This is a genomic window from Streptomyces sp. NPDC021212 (assembly GCF_044332925.1).
Taxonomy (GTDB): domain Bacteria; phylum Actinomycetota; class Actinomycetes; order Streptomycetales; family Streptomycetaceae; genus Streptomyces.
The window spans coordinates 278,609-297,409 of record NZ_JBIRPZ010000009.1; the positions used below are offsets into that span (position 1 = coordinate 278,609).

The 18,801-nt window shown below is 72.0% G+C and carries 20 protein-coding genes; 13 read left to right on the forward strand and 7 right to left on the reverse strand.

Going from position 1 to position 18,801, the window contains the following annotated elements; genetic code table 11:
- The first annotated feature begins 30 nt into the window (after nucleotides 1–30).
- The 7 genes from rplQ (at nucleotide 31) to ACH4SI_RS25135 (ending at nucleotide 5,611) form a co-directional block, all read left to right on the forward strand.
- Complete coding sequence (gene rplQ / locus ACH4SI_RS25105; protein WP_398299184.1) at nucleotides 31–543, forward strand: 50S ribosomal protein L17; 513 nt, start codon at nucleotides 31–33, stop codon at nucleotides 541–543.
- 89 nt (nucleotides 544–632) lie between these two features.
- Entirely contained in the window at nucleotides 633–1,484 is an 852-nt protein-coding gene (gene truA / locus ACH4SI_RS25110; RefSeq protein WP_398299186.1) for a tRNA pseudouridine(38-40) synthase TruA, read from the forward strand.
- 133 nt (nucleotides 1,485–1,617) lie between these two features.
- A complete protein-coding gene (locus tag ACH4SI_RS25115) occupies nucleotides 1,618–2,496 on the forward strand; it encodes an STAS domain-containing protein (protein WP_398299188.1) in 879 nt (292 codons plus the stop codon).
- A 14-nt stretch (nucleotides 2,497–2,510) separates the two neighbouring features.
- Nucleotides 2,511–2,885 (forward strand): STAS domain-containing protein, encoded by a 375-nt coding sequence (locus tag ACH4SI_RS25120; RefSeq protein WP_398299498.1) that lies wholly within the window; start codon nucleotides 2,511–2,513, stop codon nucleotides 2,883–2,885.
- A 1-nt stretch (nucleotide 2,886) separates the two neighbouring features.
- On the forward strand, nucleotides 2,887–3,360 hold the full coding sequence (locus ACH4SI_RS25125) for an ATP-binding protein (RefSeq protein ID WP_398299190.1): 474 nt from the start codon (nucleotides 2,887–2,889) through the stop codon (nucleotides 3,358–3,360).
- Nucleotides 3,357–4,382 (forward strand): SpoIIE family protein phosphatase, encoded by a 1,026-nt coding sequence (locus ACH4SI_RS25130; RefSeq protein WP_398299192.1) that lies wholly within the window; start codon nucleotides 3,357–3,359, stop codon nucleotides 4,380–4,382. The genes ACH4SI_RS25125 and ACH4SI_RS25130 overlap by 4 nt, the downstream gene beginning before the upstream one ends.
- The gene (locus tag ACH4SI_RS25135) at nucleotides 4,379–5,611 is read left to right on the forward strand and encodes a PP2C family protein-serine/threonine phosphatase (RefSeq protein WP_398299194.1); all 1,233 of its coding nucleotides are present in this window, start codon (nucleotides 4,379–4,381) and stop codon (nucleotides 5,609–5,611) included. Before ACH4SI_RS25130 ends, ACH4SI_RS25135 begins: the two co-directional genes overlap by 4 nt.
- A 6-nt stretch (nucleotides 5,612–5,617) precedes the next feature.
- Here the strand turns inward: ACH4SI_RS25135 and ACH4SI_RS25140 are convergent, their stop codons facing one another.
- Together ACH4SI_RS25140 and ACH4SI_RS25145 are read right to left on the reverse strand one after the other, a co-directional pair.
- Nucleotides 5,618–6,256 (reverse strand): hypothetical protein, encoded by a 639-nt coding sequence (locus ACH4SI_RS25140; protein ID WP_398299196.1) that lies wholly within the window; start codon nucleotides 6,254–6,256, stop codon nucleotides 5,618–5,620.
- 102 nt (nucleotides 6,257–6,358) lie between these two features.
- Nucleotides 6,359–8,443 (reverse strand): glycosyltransferase family 4 protein, encoded by a 2,085-nt coding sequence (locus ACH4SI_RS25145; protein ID WP_398299198.1) that lies wholly within the window; start codon nucleotides 8,441–8,443, stop codon nucleotides 6,359–6,361.
- A 352-nt stretch (nucleotides 8,444–8,795) separates the two neighbouring features.
- Between ACH4SI_RS25145 and ACH4SI_RS25150 the strand changes: the two genes are divergently transcribed.
- Nucleotides 8,796–9,509 carry a hypothetical protein gene (locus tag ACH4SI_RS25150; RefSeq protein ID WP_398299200.1) on the forward strand — a complete coding sequence of 238 codons (714 nt, stop codon included), beginning with the start codon at nucleotides 8,796–8,798 and terminating at the stop codon, nucleotides 9,507–9,509.
- Between the two features lie 104 nt (nucleotides 9,510–9,613).
- Here ACH4SI_RS25150 and ACH4SI_RS25155 read toward each other — a convergent pair whose 3' ends face one another.
- Nucleotides 9,614–10,459, reverse strand: coding sequence for a hypothetical protein (locus tag ACH4SI_RS25155; RefSeq protein ID WP_398299202.1), 846 nt, complete (start codon nucleotides 10,457–10,459; stop codon nucleotides 9,614–9,616).
- Between the two features lie 270 nt (nucleotides 10,460–10,729).
- On the opposite strand from ACH4SI_RS25155, the gene rplM reads away from it, so the two are divergent.
- The 3 genes from rplM (at nucleotide 10,730) to glmM (ending at nucleotide 13,253) form a co-directional block, all read left to right on the forward strand.
- Complete coding sequence (gene rplM, locus ACH4SI_RS25160) at nucleotides 10,730–11,173, forward strand: 50S ribosomal protein L13 (protein WP_009715840.1); 444 nt, start codon at nucleotides 10,730–10,732, stop codon at nucleotides 11,171–11,173.
- Between the two features lie 41 nt (nucleotides 11,174–11,214).
- Nucleotides 11,215–11,718: a 30S ribosomal protein S9 gene (gene rpsI / locus ACH4SI_RS25165; protein ID WP_398299204.1), complete on the forward strand. Its 504-nt coding sequence runs from the start codon at nucleotides 11,215–11,217 to the stop codon at nucleotides 11,716–11,718.
- A gap of 176 nt (nucleotides 11,719–11,894) precedes the next feature.
- Entirely contained in the window at nucleotides 11,895–13,253 is a 1,359-nt protein-coding gene (gene glmM, locus ACH4SI_RS25170) for a phosphoglucosamine mutase (RefSeq protein ID WP_398299206.1), read from the forward strand.
- Between the two features lie 140 nt (nucleotides 13,254–13,393).
- Here glmM and ACH4SI_RS25175 read toward each other — a convergent pair whose 3' ends face one another.
- Complete coding sequence (locus ACH4SI_RS25175; RefSeq protein ID WP_398299208.1) at nucleotides 13,394–14,314, reverse strand: DUF389 domain-containing protein; 921 nt, start codon at nucleotides 14,312–14,314, stop codon at nucleotides 13,394–13,396.
- 12 nt (nucleotides 14,315–14,326) lie between these two features.
- Entirely contained in the window at nucleotides 14,327–15,343 is a 1,017-nt protein-coding gene (gene coaA, locus ACH4SI_RS25180; protein ID WP_398299210.1) for a type I pantothenate kinase, read from the reverse strand.
- 170 nt (nucleotides 15,344–15,513) lie between these two features.
- Here coaA and glmS point away from each other — a divergent pair, with 170 nt between their 5' ends.
- Both glmS and ACH4SI_RS25190 read left to right on the forward strand, forming a co-directional pair.
- Nucleotides 15,514–17,361 (forward strand): glutamine--fructose-6-phosphate transaminase (isomerizing), encoded by a 1,848-nt coding sequence (glmS, locus tag ACH4SI_RS25185; RefSeq protein WP_398299213.1) that lies wholly within the window; start codon nucleotides 15,514–15,516, stop codon nucleotides 17,359–17,361.
- 4 nt (nucleotides 17,362–17,365) lie between these two features.
- A complete protein-coding gene (locus ACH4SI_RS25190) occupies nucleotides 17,366–17,734 on the forward strand; it encodes a holo-ACP synthase (RefSeq protein ID WP_398299215.1) in 369 nt (122 codons plus the stop codon).
- A 47-nt stretch (nucleotides 17,735–17,781) separates the two neighbouring features.
- Here the strand turns inward: ACH4SI_RS25190 and ACH4SI_RS25195 are convergent, their stop codons facing one another.
- Nucleotides 17,782–18,201: a PIN domain nuclease gene (locus ACH4SI_RS25195; RefSeq protein ID WP_398299217.1), complete on the reverse strand. Its 420-nt coding sequence runs from the start codon at nucleotides 18,199–18,201 to the stop codon at nucleotides 17,782–17,784.
- Complete coding sequence (locus ACH4SI_RS25200; protein ID WP_398299219.1) at nucleotides 18,201–18,455, reverse strand: type II toxin-antitoxin system VapB family antitoxin; 255 nt, start codon at nucleotides 18,453–18,455, stop codon at nucleotides 18,201–18,203. Before ACH4SI_RS25200 ends, ACH4SI_RS25195 begins: the two co-directional genes overlap by 1 nt.
- Nucleotides 18,456–18,801 lie beyond the last annotated feature (346 nt).

Consider the following 18,801-nt stretch of genomic DNA (forward strand, 5'->3'; position numbering starts at 1 on the left):
ACGGCCGGTGCAGACATCTAGGAGATACACATGCCGAAGCCCGCCAAGGGCGCCCGTCTGGGCGGCAGCGCTGCGCACGAGCGGCTCCTGCTGGCGAACCTCGCCACCGCGCTGTTCGAGCACGGCCGGATCACCACCACCGAGGCGAAGGCCCGCCGCCTGCGCCCGGTCGCGGAGAAGCTGGTCACCAAGGCGAAGAAGGGCGACCTTCACAACCGCCGTCTGGTGCTCCAGACCATCCGCGACAAGAGCGTCGTGCACACTCTCTTCACCGAGATCGGGCCGCGCTACGAGAACCGGCCGGGTGGCTACACCCGCATCACCAAGATCGGCAACCGTCGTGGCGACAACGCCCCGATGGCGGTCATCGAGCTGGTCGAGGCCCTGACCGTGCAGCAGGAGGCGGTCGGCGAGGCCGAGGCCGCCACCAAGCGCACCGCGAAGGACGCCGCCGGCGACCAGGCCGTCGCGGACCTCAAGAAGGACGAGGCCGCCGAGGCCGAGGCCACTGAGGCTCCGGCCGAGGAGTCCAAGGACGCCTGACGTCCGAGGCTTGTTCGAACGGACGGGCCCGCCCCCAGATTCTGGGTGCGGGCCCGTTCCGCGTTGCGAGGGGTTGAGAGGAACGTTGCGTGAGTGACGAGGCGGCGCCCGGTTTCGTACGGATCCGGCTGGATCTGAGTTACGACGGCAAGGACTTCTCGGGCTGGGCCAAGCAGCGCGAGCGGCGCACCGTCCAGGGCGAGCTGGAGAGCGCCCTGCGCACGGTGACCCGGTCGTCGGAGACGTATGAGCTGACCGTGGCGGGTCGCACCGACGCCGGGGTGCACGCCCGCGGGCAGGTCGCGCACGTCGATCTGCCGGAGGAGGTCTGGGCCGGGCACCGGGACAAGCTGCTGCGCCGGCTGGCGGGGCGGCTGCCGCACGACGTACGGGTCCGGCGGGTCGCCGAGGCGCCGCCCGGTTTCAACGCGCGCTTCTCGGCCGTCTGGCGGCGGTACGCCTACCGGGTGGTGGACCACCCGGGCGGGGTCGATCCGCTGCTGCGCGGCCATGTGCTGTGGCACGACTGGCCGCTGGACGTGGACGCCATGAACGCGGCCTCGACGCCGCTGCTCGGCGAGCACGACTTCGCCGCGTACTGCAAGCGGCGGGACGGCGCCACCACCATCCGCACCCTCCAGAAGCTGAGCTGGGAACGCGGCGCGGACGGGGTGATCACGGCGACCGTGCGGGCCGACGCCTTCTGCCACAACATGGTCCGCTCGCTGGTCGGCGCGCTGCTGTTCGTGGGCGACGGCCACCGCCCGGTGGACTGGCCGGGGAAGGTGCTGGCGGCGGGGGTGCGGGACTCGGCGGTCCATGTCGTACGCCCCCACGGACTCACCCTCGAAGAGGTCGGCTACCCGGCCGACGACCTGCTCGCGGCCCGGAACAAGGAAGCTCGCAACAAGCGTTCACTTCCGGGTGCGGGCTGCTGCTGACCTGCGACGGGTGTGTGGTCGCGATCAGCGGGTAGACGATTTCGCGCATCTGTGTCTGGAGCCGGAGCACAGGAGATCGATAACATTTGCGCCGCAGAGTCCGGGTGGCCGACCGGGAAGGGACGTAGACCGCGTGAGTACCAGTGAGGCCGCCGTACGTGAACAGCTGACGAGGGCTCTGCAGGAGCGTGACGAGGAGATCGCCGACCGCTGGGTCGCCCTCCAGCTGGAGCAGGCGCTGCTCGGCACCGACATCAGCGAGGCCGAACTCCGCGAGGAGGCCGACTCGTTGATCGACGCGCTGGTGCCGGGGCTGGAGAGCGACGTCCCGGTGGAGCGGGTCGTCACCTCCCACCCTGGGCTGCACGAGGCGGTCGTCGGGCTGTCCCTGCGCCGCGCGCGGGCCGGGGCGACCCCGACCGCCACCTCGCTGGCCGTGCTGGCGCTCAAGGAGGCGCTGCTGAAGGCCGTCCAGCGGGAGACCCGGGACGCCGAGGAGCTGTTCGCCACGGCGGTCTTCATCAACCGGCTGCTCGATGTGGCCGGGGCCCTGTCCTTCGAGACGTATGTGGAGGGCCGCGAGGAGATCATCCGGCGGCAGAGCCAGCAGCTGATGGAGCTGTCCACGCCGGTGGTGCGGCTGTGGAAGCAGGTGCTGGCGGTGCCGCTGATCGGCACGCTGGACACCGCGCGGACCCAGATCGTCATGGAGAACCTGCTCCAGGCGATACAGGACCATGAGGCGCTGGTCGCGATCATCGACATCACGGGCGTCTCGACGGTGGACACCGCCGTCGCCCAGCACCTGATGCAGACCGTCAACGCGGTGCGGCTGATGGGCGCGGACTGTGTGATCAGCGGCATCCGGCCGTCCATCGCGCAGACCATCGCCCAGCTCGGCATCGATCTGTCCACCATCCTCACGCGGGCGACGCTGGCCGACGCGCTGGCCGCCGCGATCAAGCTGATCGACGGCCCCGGACCGGGTGGCGACGCGGGGGAGAGCCGGTGAGCGAACACCGCCCGATGGGCGTGCCGATCCTGCGGCTGGGCGATGTCCTGGTCACCGGACTGCTCAACGAGCTGGACGACCGGGCCGCCATCGCCTTCACCGAGGAGCTGACGGCCCGCATCTCCGCCGAGGGGGCGCGGGGGGTGCTCATCGACATCTCCCGGCTGGAGATCATCGACTCCTTCGTGGCGCGCACCCTGATGGAGCTGACCACGGTGTCCCGGCTGCTGGGCGCCCGGGTGATCGTGGCGGGCATGCGGCCCCCGGTGGCGATCACCCTGGTCGAGCTGGGTATCGAACTGGTCGGTGTGGAGACCGCGCTCAACCCGGAACAGGGCCTGGCCGCGCTGGGGTGGCGCCAGGCCCAGGAACCCCTGGGAGGGTCCTGACGTGGCGCTGCCCGGTGAGTCCGCCGTCGCTTCCCGGCCGTCCCCGGCGCTCCGCGCGGGCGACGGCGAGGCGGGCGCGCCCGTGACCCATCAGGTCCGTACCGAGGAGGATCTGCTGACGGTGCGGCACGCGGTGCGCGCGGCCACCGTCGAGGCCGGGTTCGGGATCGTCGACCAGACCCGGGTGGTCACGGCGGCGAGCGAGCTGGCCCGTAACGCCTATGTCCACGGCGGGGGCGGCACCCTGACGATCGAGCAGGTGCGCGGCCCCGCCGGGCGCGGGCTGCGGCTGGTCGTCAAGGACGACGGGCCGGGCATCGCGGACCTCGACACGGCGCTCACCGACGGCTTCACCACCGGCTCGGGGCTCGGCCACGGGCTGGGCGGCGCCCGTCGGCTGATGGACGAGTTCACGGTGCACACCGGCGCCGGGCAGGGCACGGTCGTGGTCGCCACCCGGTGGACGGTCCGGTGACCGTTGCGACGGTGCCCCACACCGCCCAGGTACGGATCGACCACCACAGCGCGGTCCACCTGGCGGCCGAGACGGCGCGGCGTACGGCGCGGGCGTGCGGGCTGCCCGGCGCGCTGCCCGACCAGGCGGCGGTGGTCGCCTCGGAGCTGGCCACCAACCTCGACAAGCACGCCAGCGACGGCACCCTCTACATCCAGCCGGTGCCGCTCGGCGAGGGCGTGGAGATCCTGGCCGCCGACCGCGGCCCCGGCATGGCCGAGCTGGAGCGCTGCCTCGCGGACGGCTACACCACCGCCGGAACCCTCGGCGTGGGGCTCGGCGCGGTGACCCGGCTCGCCACCCACTTCCTCATCCGCACCGGCACGGAAGCCGGCGCCGAGGTCGGCACCTGGGCCTGCGCCCGGCTCACCCCGCCCGGCGACCGGGGCGCCGCGCTCCAGGGCGTCGGTTCGGTGTGCCTGGCCGTCGACGGGGAGGAGGACTGCGGCGACGCCCGTGCCGTCGCCGACACCGGCGACAGCCGCACCGCCGCCGTCCTCGACGGTCTGGGCCACGGGACCCAGGCCGCGGAGGCGGCCGGTCTCGCGCTGCGCGCCTTCCACGCCGACCCCGGGCGGCCGCTGGGCGAGCTGGTGGCCGGCATGCACCGCGCCCTGCGGCACACCCGCGGGGCCGCGGCCGGGCTGCTGCGCCTCCACGCGGACCACGCCGAGTACTGCGGCATCGGCAACGTCCGCGTGCTGGCCCTGACCCACCAGGGCGTCCAGTCCCGGCTCACCGGACAGCCCGGCGTCGTCGGCTGGTCCATGCCCACCCCGCACGTCCACCGCTTCCCGCTGCCGCCGGGCGCGACGGCGGTGCTCCACAGCGACGGCATCGACGCCGGATGGGCGCGCGATCCGTCACCGTTTCTGCTCCGGCTCCCGCCGTCCCTGCTGTCCGCCGCAGTCGCCCACGGCCATCGCCGCGTCCGCGACGATGCCACGGTTCTCACGGCCCGGTCCCCACAGAGGCGCCCATGACCACCCGGACCATCGGCTGCGACACGGCGGACGGGCTCAGCCGGGCCGTGCGCCGCATCGCCCGTGACCACTCCCTGGACCCCGGCTCGCGCGGACGGCTCGTGCTGTCCGTCGCGACCGTCGCGGCACCGGCCCTGGGCGCGTCCGGGCACACCTCGCTGAGCTGGACGTTCCAGTGCGATGACGACGACCGGCCCGGCCTGCTCACGCTGGCGCTCGGTTTAGACGGGTCGGCGGCCCTGCCGTCCGCCGAGGCCGCCGCCGCGCTGCCGCTGCCGGCCGACGCGGTGACCGGCCGGGAGGTGGTGTGGCGGCTCCCGGCGGCCCCGGCGGCCGACCTGCCGGCGACGGACCCGGCCGACGACGCGGCGCTGGTGGAGGAGGAGCTGCGCGCCGTGGTGGCCCGCACCGACGCGCTCTCCGCCGAACACCGCCGCCTCAAGGACGAACTCGCCGAGACCAACAGCGGTGTGCTCGCCCTCTACGTCCAGCTCGACGAGCGCGACGCCCAGCTGCGCAAGGCCCACGGACAGACCCTGCGCGAGCTGGAGGACGCGCTGCGCCCGTCGCCCCTGGAGGTCGAAGGGCTCGAACTCGCCGTCCACTACGAGCCCGCGGGCACCGACGCGCCCACCGGCGGCGACCTGTACGACTGGTTCACGCTGCCCGACGGCACCGTCCACATCACCGTCGTGGACGCGCTCGGCCACGGGGTGACCAGCACCCGCGGCGCGCTCAACGTGACCCACGCGGTGCGCACCCTCGCGCTGGAGGGCCATCACCTCCAGTCGATCGTCGCCCGCACCGACGAGATCCTGCTGCCGTTCGACCGCAGCGTGATGGCCACCGTCCTGCTGGCCCGGATCAACCCCGCCACCGGTGAGCTGTGGGTGGCCAACGGCAGCCATCCGCCCGCGCTGCTGACGCGCGCCGACGGAACGGCGCGCTATCTGGAGGCGCGGGGACGCGGGATCGGCTTCCCGATGCCGGGAAGCGACCGGCTGCTGACCGCGAAGATGGCGCCGGGCGATCTCCTGCTCCTCTACACCGACGGGCTCACCGAGAGCCGGCGGGACCCCGTGGAGGGCGAGAAGCGGTTGATCGAGGCCGTGTACGAGCACCTGCACGCCCCGATCGAGGAGATCCCCGGCGCCATCGCGGACGATATGCACACCGTGATCCTTCACCCGGACGACACCCTCGCGCTGGCCGTCCGGGTCCGGGCCTGACGTTGCCTAGGAGTGACCCGGGGAGTGCCCCGGTCCCCAGGAGGACCGCAGGATCGTGGGCCGGTGGTGCCGTTGCCACTGCCGCCTTCGCCGCAGCGCCCGGTCGTGCGGCTGCGCCCGGACCAGATCCTCGAACAGCGGGTGGGCGCCGAGCAGCGCCTCCCGCAGCCGGTCCGTGGGGACCTCCTGGCCCGCGCGGGCCCGCTCCGCCTCCGTGTGCAGCTTTCGGTAGCCGTCGACCGCCTGGGCGTGCCGGACGGACAGCGCCTCCAGCAACTGCTCCGGGGACTCGTGCGGATAACCGCGCTCGACCGCCAGCGTGGCGAGCAGCCGGTCGGCCTCCCGCACCGCGATCGCGGGCGACTCGACGAACCGCTCCTGCAGCCCCGACCAGCGGGCCGCGTACTGCTCCCGGGACTCCGGCGTCAGCGCCCGTATCGACAGTTCGCCGTAGCGTCGCAGCCGCTCGCTGAGCTCCCACTGCGCCGCCTTCGCGTCGCCGTCGTGACGTGCGACGGCCCGGTCGTACTCGGGGCCGAACCGGTTCATGAGGCCGTGCGGGCTGCTCTGCCGCACCGGCCGCGCGAACACCAGCGCCACCATGGCCACCAGCGCCGCTACCAGGATGATGAGCGTGACTGACATCGGATTGCCTTCCGCAGAGATGTTCCTCGCTCGAGGCTTGCCATCACCGAGTGTTACCGCCGTGGCCAGAGCCAAACGCAACGAACTCGCCGACCCACCCACTCAATTTACTTGCGGTGCGCAGGTAATGGCGAGGTCCCCGGCCTTGCTGAGGTAGGGCCGGACACCGTGGGTGACCGGGTGGAGGTCGGTCCTGTGCCGGTCGAGGATGTCCCCGATGACCCGGCCGATGCGGATCGCGGTGGTGGACTCCGGCGTCTTACGGAGGGTCAGATCCCAGTCGGCGGTGGACTTCTGGGCGCCGCGCGCCGCGTGTACCCGCTCGTACGGAACGGTGAAGCGGAACCGGGTCGCGTCCAGCGCGGTGACGCCCACGGTGAACGGGAGGGCCGTCCCGCGCGGGGTGGCGACCAGGCTCGGGGCGGCGTCGGCGGGGAAGCGGGCGCCGTGCAGGGTGCCCTCGACGGTGAGCCCGTCGGCCTCGGCGCGGATCACCCGGGCCTCGGCGTGCGCCGGGCGGCGCCAGGCGCGCAGCGCGAGATAGCCGTCGACGGTGGGGTACGGGATCCACCAGGAGAACGGGGAGCCGGGCAGCGGCTCGAGGCCGACCAGCCCGCGCCCCTCGGCGAACCGGCACCTCACCCGGCGGCGCGCCCCGTCCAGGGGGCGCACCACATGCATGTCCCAGCGGCCCTCGGCGAGGTCGATCGCGCCGCGGTCCAGCGTCGCGGTCCAGGGCGCGCCCGGGGCGACCGGCGGCCGCAGCGGCACCCGGACCGGGGCACCCCGGCCGCGACGGTGGGTGAGGGTCAGCGCGAGGCCGGTGCCGTGGACGTCCGCGGGCTCGACCAGCACGGTCATGGTGCCCTCGGCGTCGACGCGGCACGAGGCGACCGGCTGCAGCGTCCTGCGGATCAGCTGCTTGACCGTGGTCTTGAAGGACTTCCGGGGCATGGCCGGGCCCGCGGCGAGGGAGCCGAACGCGCGCACCGCGGCCGCGGGCCGGGCGCCGGTCCGGGGCGCTCGGCCGCGCCGGGCGAAGAGTTCGGCGAACAGCTCCTCGTACGCGGTGGCCATCCGCGGCGGCGCATACCGCTGCGCCGCGACCCGCGCCGCCTCGCCCATGGAGCGGCGCAGCGGGTCGTCCTCGATCAGGGTGAGCAGTCCTTTGGCGATGGCGTCGGCGTCGCCGACGGGGACCAGCAGCCCGTCCCGGCCGCTGGTGATGATCTCGCCGGGCCCGTGGGGGCAGTCGGTGGCGACGACGGGTACGCCGCAGTGCATCGCCTCGACGATCGTCATGCCGAACGACTCCTCGCGGGAGGTGACGGCGGCGATCGCGCCCTTGGCCCATTCGGTCTCGATGGGGGAGTGGGCGCCCATCATCGAGATGTGTCCGGCGAGCCCGAGTTCGTCGATCTGGCGGCGGAGGGCGGGCGCCTGGGGGCCGCGGCCGTAGATCCGCAGGTGCCAGTCGGGGTGTTTGGCGGCGACCGTGGCCCAGGCGCCGACCAGCAGATCGTAGCGCTTGACCGGGATGAGCCGGCCGGCGGCCACGACCAGCTTGGCGTTGCCGTCGGAGGGCTCGATGCCGGTGGCGGGCACGCAGTTGGGCAGCCCGGTCAGCAGGGTGGGGATGCCGGGCAGCCGGTCGCGGTGGGTCCGTGCGTCGGCCTCGGAGACCGAGGTGTTGGCGTCGAGCCGGGCGAGGGCGGCGTCGCAGGCGGTGCGGATCTCGGCGCGGTGGGTCTCGTACAGCCGGTGCTCCTGGCCGATTCGCAGATAGCGGCCCTCCTGCCCGAGCGCGGCGAGGCAGATCACCAGCCCGGGGCGGGTGGCGATGACGACATCGGCGTCGGTGTCGGCCAGATAGGCGGCGAGCCGCTGGTCGGTGAGCGCGTTGAAGTTGACGGTGCCTTTGGACTCCGCGTCCGGAACGTGGGCGCTGGGCTGCTTCAGCAGCGGGTTGCCGAGGTCGCTGGACTCGCGCGGGGCGCCCGGGCGTTGGTCGATCAGCGGTCTGATCCGCACGGCTCGGGGGAGGGGCAGGCCCGGGGTGTCGATGGTGCGTATCAGGGAGACGATCTCCACGCGGTGGCGGGCGGCCAGCGCCCCGGCCAGGTTGAACGTCGACCGGATGGTGCCGCCGATCCCATAGGCGTTGTGCAGCAGAAAAGCGATCTTCATGGTGATGTACGCGCGGCGCCCTCGACCGCCGCGACGCGCCCTCCCCTCCGGATGTGCGTTCCGCTCGCATTCCGACCGAGCCTGCGGTCGGCAGGTGTGCCGCCGGTGTGATGCCGGTATGGAGCGAGTAAGGAACGATCGGTCGGTAAGACAGACTGAGCGCCGAAAAGTTGCTTATGCATGGGGTGTTATGGGATGCACCACAATTCAGTGTGAGTTGTGCAACCTTCGGTCCGCTGGAGAGTCCGCGCCCGCAGAGCTTGTTCACGACCCCTTGGGTTCCGGCGGCCCCCGTTGTTGGATGGCCGGAAGGTATCCGCGGGGGCGTCAACAAAGGGCGGGCAGAGGTGTGATGACATCCGAGGCGCGGGGCGTGCTCACCGCGGCGGCGGTCCTGGCGGCACTGGGGCTGGTGACCGGATGCGGCGGCGCGGACCAGGGTGGGGAGAAGGCCGACCAGGACGAGGGCTCGGCGACGAAGCCGCTGTCGGCGTCCGCCCTGGAGCGGGCCGCGCTGGCCAAGACCGACCTCAAGGGCTACGGGATAGACAAGCTGACGGAGCGGGAGTTCAACGGCGGCAAGGACGCCAAGGCGCTGAGGCCCGAATGCCGGCCGCTGGCCGCGCTGATGGGCACCGGCGTCGACCCGGCGCCCCGGGCGTCCGTCTACCGGAGCTACGGCGCGGCCTCGGGGCGGGACGCGGGCGTCTCCGGCGTGGTCCGGCTCTCCTCGTACGGTCCCGGCGACGCCGAGCGGACGGTCGGGGACCTGCGGAAGGCGGTATCCGCCTGCGGGGGCGGATTCGCGGTCACCGACGGCTCGGGAAAGCGGGCGGACGTCGCCAAGGTGACCTCGCTCGCCGCGCCCGCGGCGGGCGACGAGGCGCTGGCGTACACCATGGTCGACGGCGGGAAGGGCAAGGCCGTCATCGCCTTCACCGTGGTGCGCTCCGGGCCCCGGCTCACCGTGGCCTTCGGCGTGAACCTCACGAATCCCACCCGGTCCGCGGTGCCCGAGGCGGTCGTGGACCGTCAGGTCCGAAAGATGGAGGCCGCGGACGGGTAGCCCCGGGCCCCTCAGCCGTCCTCGCCCTCATCCTCCATGGCGGCGTGATCGGGGTCGCGCTCCCAGGCCATCTTGATCTTGAGGTGGCCCTCCACCCCGGTTCGTCAGCCCGTGGAGCCGGCGGCCGCCGACGCCTGCGCGTTGCCGCGGGCCAGGATGCGGAGGAAGGTGTAGTCGGCCATGTCGCGCCCGGCCTGGAGCGCCTCGGTGTCCGACGTCGTCACCTTCTTCCCCGAGGTGTAGCCGGAGATCGTGAAGTACGCGTACCGCCCGATCGCGTTCGCCGAGGTGCGGCACGCGGTCTGGCGGCAGAACGACGGAACCCCGCTGCCCGGCAGCGACGCCACGTTCGGCTTGTATCCGTCCTTCGCCTTCTCCGCGTCCGCGCGCCCGTCGAAGACGGCGACGCCGACGGTGACCGCCACGCCGTCCCGGGAGAAGGTGGCGCGCAGCAGCTTGCGGCACCCGTTGCCGTTGAGCACCGACCCGAGGCCACCCTGCGTGCCCGCGGCGCAACTCGCCGTGGAGGCGGTGGCCCCCTTCGCGTACGAGCGGCCCTCCTTGGCGGCCTCCTCGTCCGGGAAGAGCGTCCTGGCGCTCAGCGGCGCCTTGTCCCGCTTCGCGTCGGAGATGATGTCCAGCGGCTTGGGCGGCGCCGGCGGCGCGACATTGGAGAACGACGGCTCGGGCGTCTCCGACTCGCGCGGCAGCGTCGGCTGCGAGGGCAGGTGGTTCGCCGAGTCGTCCGAGGACTTGCCCTTGTCGTTGCTGCTGACCACCGCGGTGGCCACCATCGCCCCGACGGCCGCCGTCGCGAGCACCGCGCCCCCGACGAAGAGCCATCGGCGGCGACGGCCGCGCGCGGCGGTGTGATCTGCCATGGCGGCCCAGTCCGGCGTCGACTGCCGAGATCCCCCGGGCCCGTACGGCCCCCCTTGCCCAAAGCTCATGGCGCGCATCCTAATAGGGGCAGGTGACACCGGGGACCCGTCAACCGCCGGGGAGGCGTTTTGACCCCCGTGGGGGCGGGCCGGTATTCTGCATGTTCGTTATGCGTATTGGCTTGCTCGTTCTCACGTGAGTGGCCGTTACGCCGGTTCACCGGGCCGATGACCAGCGGCAGGCACTCGGAATGCGTCACCGAGGTGCGGCCAGGGCTGTCGTGATCGTCCGGGTGGCCTTGTCAGGACACACTCACTGAAGAAGCGAAGGCTACGACCGTGCGTACGTACAGCCCCAAGCCCGGCGACGTGCAGCGTCAGTGGCACGTCATCGACGCCACCGATGTTGTCCTCGGCCGTCTGGCTACCCAGGCCGCCACCCTTCTGCGGGGTAAGCACAAGCCGGTGTACGCGCCGCATGTCGACGCGGGTGACTTCGTCATCATCATCAACGCCGACAAGGTGCACCTCTCCGGCAACAAGCGGACCCAGAAGATGGCGTACCGCCACTCGGGCTACCCCGGTGGTCTGCGCTCCGTCCGCTACGACGAGCTGCTGGAGAAGAACCCGGAGAAGGCCGTCGAAAAGGCCATCAAGGGCATGATCCCCAAGAACACCCTGGGCCGTCAGATGCTCTCGAAGCTGAAGGTGTACTCGGGTGACCAGCACCCGCACGCCGCTCAGCAGCCGGTCCCGTTCGAGATCACCCAGGTCGCGCAGTAAGTCCGGCCACCCCCTAAGACGAAGAGAAGCTGAGGAGCATCGTGGCCGAGACCACCGCCGAGACCCCCCTCGATGTCGAGGAGTACACCACCGAGAGCGTGGAGACGATCGAGTCGGAGTACACCTCCGAGTCGATGGCCTCCCGTTTCGGTGACCCGCAGCCGGCCGCCGGCACCGGGCGCCGCAAGAACGCGATCGCCCGCGTCCGCATCGTGCCGGGCAGCGGCCAGTGGAAGATCAACGGTCGCACCCTGGAGGGGTACTTCCCCAACAAGGTGCACCAGCAGGAGGTCAACGAGCCCTTCAAGGTGCTCGAGCTGGACGACCGCTACGACGTCATCGCCCGCATCTCGGGTGGCGGCGTCTCCGGGCAGGCCGGTGCGCTGCGCCTGGGCATCGCCCGCGCGCTGAACGAGGCGGACGTGGACAACAACCGCGGCCCGCTCAAGAAGGCCGGCTTCCTGACCCGTGACGACCGCGCCACCGAGCGTAAGAAGGCCGGTCTGAAGAAGGCCCGCAAGGCGCCGCAGTACAGCAAGCGCTAATCCGCTTCATCTCGCGGTTCGGCGGCTTCCGCCGCTCGCTCGAACGCCCCGGCGGCACCACTCGTGCCTCCGGGGCGTTCGGCTATCGCCACCAGGGGGCGTATACCTACAGGCAAGCGTCTATCAATCTCCACGCAAGCTTCTGCCCCCACAGCTCGTAATCTCGGAGGACACCAGTGGGACGACTCTTCGGTACAGATGGTGTGCGCGGCGTCGCGAACGCCGATCTGACGGCTGAGATGGCGCTCGGCCTGTCGGTCGCGGCGGCGCATGTGCTCGCCGAGGTGGGGACCTTCGAGGGCCATCGGCCGGTGGCGGTGGTCGGGCGGGACCCACGCGCGTCCGGAGAGTTCCTGGAGGCCGCCGTGGTGGCGGGGCTCGCCAGCGCGGGCGTGGACGTGCTGCGGGTGGGCGTGCTGCCGACGCCGGCGGTCGCCCATCTGACCGGGTCGCTGGGCGCGGACCTCGGCGTGATGCTCTCCGCCAGCCACAACCCGATGCCCGACAACGGCGTCAAGTTCTTCGCCCGCGGCGGGCACAAACTCGCCGACGAGCTGGAGGACCGCATCGAGACCACCTACCGCGCGCACGCCTCCGGCGAGCCGTGGGACCGGCCCACCGGCGCCGGGGTGGGCCGGGTGCGCGACTACGCGGAGGGCTTCGACAACTACGTCGCCCACCTCGTCGGCGTCCTCCCCAACCGCCTCGACGGCCTCAAGGTCGTCATCGACGGCGCGCACGGCGCCGCCTCCCGGGTGTCCCCGGAGGCGTTCGCCCGCGCCGGGGCCGAGGTCGTGACGATCGGTGCCGAGCCGGACGGCCTCAACATCAACGCCGGCTGCGGCTCCACCCACCTGGCGAAGCTCCAGGCCGCCGTCGTCGAGCACGGCGCCGCCCTCGGCGTCGCCCACGACGGCGACGCCGACCGCTGCCTGGCCGTGGACTCCGTGGGCCGCGAGGTCGACGGCGACCAGATCCTCGCCGTCCTCGCCCTCGCGATGCGCGAGGCGGGCACGCTGCGCGGGAACACGGTGGTCGGCACCGTGATGTCGAACCTCGGCTTCAAGCTCGCCATGCAGCGGGAGGGCGTCGAGCTGGTCCAGACGGCGGTCGGCGACCGCTATGTGCTGGAGGAGATGAAGGAGCACGGCTACGCCCTCGGCGGCGAGCAGTCCGGCCACGTCATCGTCCTCGACCACGCCACGACGGGTGACGGCACCCTCACCGGCCTCCTCCTCGCCGCCCGCGTCGCCGCCACCGGCCGCACCCTGACCGACCTCGCCGGGGCCATGGAGCGCCTGCCGCAGGTGCTGATCAACGTCCCCGACGTCGACAAGTCCCGCGTCGCCAGCAGCGCCGACGTGGCCGCGGCCGTGACCGAGGCCGAGCGCGAGCTGGGCGAGACGGGCCGCGTCCTGCTCCGCCCCTCGGGCACGGAGCCCCTGGTCCGCGTGATGGTGGAGGCCGCCGACATCGACCAGGCCCGCTCGGTGGCCGGCCGCCTGGCCGACGCCGTGAAGTCGGCCCTGGGCTGACCTTTCCCGCTGCGCCGGAGGGGCTGGAAATCCAGCCCCCCAGGGGGCACCTCCCAGCGGTAGCTGGGGGAGTTTGAGGAGCGGGGGTCCGGGGGCGGAGTCCCCGAACGGGGTCCGGGGTGGAGCCCCGGTTGGGGGGCTTACCCCCGGCGCGCCCACAGCCACCGCTGCGCCAGCAGCGTCACCGACCCCGCCACCACGATCCCGGCCAGATTCAGCAGCAGCTGCTCACTCGACCCCACCATCTGCTCGACCTCCCCGTACCCGAGCGCCACCGCCGCATTGGCCGCCGCCGGCACCGTCGTCACCGAGATCGCCACCCCCACCAGCGCGCCCGACTTCGCCGAGGTCAGCGACAGCGTCCCGGCGATGCCCGCCAGCACGGCGACCACGAACGAGAACATGTCCGGCTTCCAGATGAAGTCCGTGTTCGGGCGGTCCGCGTCCAGCATGTCCTTCGTGAACAGCCCGAACGCGTCCATCAGCACGCTGAAGCCCATCGTCAGCACCATCGCCACCGCGAACCCGACGATCAGCGCGAGCGCCGAGCGGGCGGCCAGCCGCGGGGCGCGCCGGACCAGGGCGGTGCACAGCCCGGCCAGCGGGCCGAACTCCGGGCCGACGGCCATCGCGCCGACGATCAGGACCGCGTTGTCCAGCACCACACCGCACGCCGCGATCATCGTCGCGATGGCGAGGAAGGCGAGGAAGGTCACCGACAGGGTGGACTCCTCGTGGGTGGCGTCCGTCAGGTGCTCCCACAGCACCGCGTCCGCACCTTCCCCAGGGGCGTCCGCCTCCGCCCGGTCGGCCCGCTTCGACAGCGACAGGTCGATGTCGTCGACCGCGATCGAACCGGTCTCGGCAAGACCGAGCGCCCGCAGCTCGCCCAGCAGACCGTCACCGGCCTCGCGTGCCACGTCGCACAGCACCACGTCCCCGGACGGGTTCCGCGCGGCGCCGGGCAGCACGATGAGGTGGGCGGTGCCCACGGTGTCCTCCAGGAGGCGTACCACCGCGTCCGTCCGGTCGGCCGGGACGATCAGCCGCAGATGCAGCACGAGGGGAACTCCTCAGAGCTTGCGCAGGGAGAGCCGCTGCACCTTGTGGTCAGGGCCCTTGCGGAGCACGAGCGTCGCCCGGCCCCGCGTGGGCTGCACATTCTGCCGGAGGTTCGGCTTGTTGATGGTCCGCCAGATCATGCGGCCGTAGTCCAGCGCCTCCTCCTCGGACACCTGGGTGTACTTGCGGAAGTACGAGGAGGGGTCCTGGAACGCCGTCTGGCGCAGCTTCCGGAAGCGGTCGAGGTACCAGCGCTCGATGTCCGCCGTACGGGCGTCCACGTACACGCTGAAGTCGAAGAAGTCCGCGAGCCCGACCCGGGTCAGCCCGTCCTTGCCGGGCAGGGCGGGCTGGAGGACGTTCAGCCCCTCGACGATGAGGATGTCGGGCCGGTGCACGGTCAGCCGCTCGCCCGGCACGATGTCGTAGATCAGGTGCGAGTAGACCGGGGCCGAGACCTCCGCCCGGCCCGCCTTCACATCGGCGACGAACCGGGTCAGGGCGCGGCGGTCGTACGACTCGGGGAACCCCTTGCGGGACATCAGCCCGCGCCGGTGCAGCTCGGCGTTGGGGTGGAGGAAGCCGTCGGTGGTGACCAGCTCCACCCGCGGATGCTCCGGCCAGCGGGCCAGCAGCGCCTGGAGCAGCCGGGCCGTGGTCGACTTGCCGACCGCGACGCTGCCCGCCACGCCGATGACGAACGGGGTGCCGGTCTGGGGGCCCTGGCCGTTCTTGGCGTCGCCGAGGAAGGTGTTCAGCGCGCCGCGCAGGCTGCCGGTGGCGGCCACGTACAGGTTGAGCAGCCGCGACAGCGGCAGGTAGACGTCCCGTACCTCGTCCAGGTCGATGACGTCGCCGAGACCGCGCAGCCGCTCGACCTCGTCGGCGCTCAGCGGCAGCGGGGTCTTCTCCCGCAGTGCACTCCACTCGGCGCGGGACAGGTCCACATACGGGGTCGCCTCGCCGCCCCGCCGCTGCGGAGCGCGCACGGGCCCGGTGCGCGCCTCGCGCGCGGTAGGCGTGATCATCCCCTTATTGTCGTGGCTGGGCCCGCCGGAGGGGCGGGCAGGGGGCGTGGGCTCTGTCACCCCCTGCCAGGTACGGCCCTGCGACAACCGGGCCGTTATGTCCGTAAATGCGGGGACCGGCGCGCGGCCGGTGGTCGGCCCCCGGACCGGTGGGTCGTACGCTGCACTCCATGTGCGGAATCGTTGGTTACGTGGGAGGGCAGTCCGCCCTCGATGTCGTCCTCGCCGGGCTCAAGCGGCTGGAGTACCGCGGCTATGACTCGGCCGGGGTCGCCGTCCTGGCCGACGGCGGGCTCGCCGCCGCCAAGAAGGCGGGCAAGCTCGCCAACCTGGAGAAGGAGCTGTCCGACCGGCCGCTGCCCAGCGGCGGCACCGGCATCGGCCACACCCGCTGGGCCACCCACGGCGGGCCGACCGACGCCAACGCCCATCCGCACCTGGACAACGCGGGCCGGGTGTCCGTCGTCCACAACGGCATCATCGAGAACTTCGCCGCCTTGCGCGCCGAGCTGGCCGACCGCGGCCACGAGCTGGCCTCCGAGACGGACACCGAGGTCGTCGCCCACCTGCTCGCCGAGTCCTTCTCCTCCTGCGGCGACCTCGCCGAGTCCATGCGCCAGGTGTGCCGCCGGCTGGAGGGCGCCTTCACCCTCGTCGCCGTGCACGCCGACGCGCCCGACGTGGTGGTCGGCGCGCGCCGCAACTCGCCGCTGGTCGTCGGCGTCGGTGAGGACGAGTCCTTCCTCGCCTCCGACGTGGCCGCGTTCATCGCCCACACCCGCGAGGCCATCGAACTGGGCCAGGACCAGGTCGTCGAGGCCCGCCGCGACGGCGTCGTCGTCACCGACTTCGACGGGGCCCCCGCCGAGGTCCGCCCGTACCACGTGGACTGGGACGCCTCCGCCGCCGAGAAGGGCGGCTACGACTACTTCATGCTCAAGGAGATCGCCGAGCAGCCGAAGGCGGTCGCCGACACCCTCCTCGGCCGCATCGACCTGGCCGGGAACCTCTGTCTGGACGAGGTCCGCATCCCCGCCACCGTGCTGCGCGAGGTCAGCAAGGTCGTCATCGTGGCGTGCGGTACGGCGTACCACGCCGGGATGATCGCCAAGTACGCCATCGAGCACTGGACCCGCATCCCCTGCGAAACGGAGCTGGCCAGCGAGTTCCGCTACCGGGACCCCATCCTCGACCAGCGCACCCTCGTCATCGCGATCTCGCAGTCCGGCGAGACCATGGACACCCTCATGGCGCTGCGGCACGCCCGCGAGCAGGGCGCCAAGGTGCTCGCCATCTGCAACACCAACGGCTCCACCATCCCGCGCGAGTCCGACGCCGTCCTCTACACCCACGCCGGGCCCGAGGTCGCCGTCGCCTCCACCAAGGCGTTCCTCACCCAGCTCGTCGCCTGCTACCTGGTCGCGCTGTACCTGGGCCAGGTGCGCGGCACCAAGTGGGGCGACGAGATCCTCTCCGTGATCCGCGAGCTGTCCGAGATCGCCACCCAGGTGGACGAGGTCCTGGAGACCATGGAGCCCGTGCGGGAGCTGGCCCGCACCCTCGCCTCCAAGAACACGGTCCTCTTCCTCGGCCGCCACGTCGGCTTCCCCGTGGCCCTGGAGGGCGCGCTCAAGCTCAAGGAACTGGCGTACATGCACGCCGAGGGCTTCGCGGCGGGCGAGCTGAAGCACGGCCCGATCGCGCTGATCGAGCAGGACGTACCGGTCGTGGTGGTCGTCCCGTCGCCGCGCGGGCGGTCGGTGTTGCACGACAAGATCGTCTCCAACATCCAGGAGATCCGGGCCCGTGGCGCCCGTACGATCGTGATCGCCGAGCGGGGCGACGAGGCGGTCGCCCCGTACGCCGACCACCTCATCGAGATCCCCGTCACCCCCACGCTGCTCCAGCCCCTGGTGGCCACCGTGCCGCTCCAGGTCTTCGCGTGCGAGCTGGCCACGGCCCGGGGCAACGAGGTCGACCAGCCGCGCAACCTGGCCAAGTCGGTGACCGTCGAGTGACCGCGTGATCGTCGGGGTCGGGATCGACGTCGCGGAGATCGACCGCTTCGCCGCCGCGTTGGACCGTACGCCGGGGATGGCCGACCGGCTGTTCGTGGCGGCCGAGCTGTGGTTGCCGGGCGGCGAGCGACGCGGCGTCGCGTCCCTCGCCGCCCGGTTCGCCGCCAAGGAGGCGGTCGCCAAGGCCCTGGGCACCCCGGGCGGCCTGCGCTGGACGGACGCCGAGGTGTGGACGGAACCCTCCGGCCGCCCCCGTCTGTCGGTCCACGGCACGGTCGCGGCACGCGCCGCCGAGCTGGGCGTACGGGCGTGGCACGTCTCGCTGAGCCACGACGCGGGGGTGGCGTCCGCTGTGGTGATCGCGGAGGCGTGAGGCCGGGAACGCGTGTCAGCCGAGCGTCACTTCTGACCTCTGCCTGCTCAACGGTCCGCACTGCCGGGCGGTACGACCCATTCGGTGGGTTGGCCGGTGAGGGAGGCGATCATGTCGAAGTCGCCGTCGTAGTGGAGGACTGTCCGCTGGTGCAGTTCTGCCGTGGCGGCGATCAGCAGGTCGGGGAGGGACAGCGCGCGGTGGAAGCCTGCGTTGAGTGCGTGGCGCTGGACTTCCAGGGCATGGCCGAAGGTGTGGTCGTCGGTGTGGAGGTAGTCGAAGGCGTGGAGCCAGGTACTGATCCGGGTCGCCTCTGAGCTGTCCCGTGCGGAGTGGATCATCTCGTACTCGGTGGGCTGGCACACGGCGAGGAGGTAGCGCTCGTGCAGGGGCTTGAGAACCTCCTTGACGCTTGGCTTCGCCCAGCGGGCCAGGGCGGACTTGTCGACCAGGTAGCGGTCCTGCATCAGGCGGCCCGGCCTCCGCCGTGGTCGCCGTTGTGCTTGAGGGAGCCGTCCGCGTTGCGGGGTCCGGTGTTCTCGACGATCTCACTGAAGTCGAGTTCACCGGCCTCGATGGCGTCGAAGCCTTCCTGGCGAAGGTGTCTCTTGACGGCATCCTCCATGGCGAGGCGGACAGCCTTGGCCTTGGTCTTGGTGCCGAAGATGCGCATGGCCTCGGCGACCATGTGTTCGTCGAGGTCGATGACGGTTCTTGCCATGCGGATGGTCCCTTCGCGAAGGCTTCTGCCATGAAAACGATAGCATCGAATCACGGAAGTAGATATCGTTTTGGTCGCCGGGTGGCACGGCGAGGGGTGAGTCCGGTGGTGGGGGCTCCGCCCCCACACCCCCGCCGGGGCTCCGCCCCGGGCCCTGCGTGATCGGGCGCACGGTTGGTGCGGGATGGGGATGCCGCTTTGTGGGTGGTGCGCGCTGCGCCGGTGGTGGGTGCGGGTGCGGCGCCTCCGGGGCAGGGCCCTGGACCGTATATTTACGGCGCCGCCACCCGGAAGCGTGAAGTGACCCTCGAACGATCGGCGCCACAAATACACGTCAGCGTCCAGG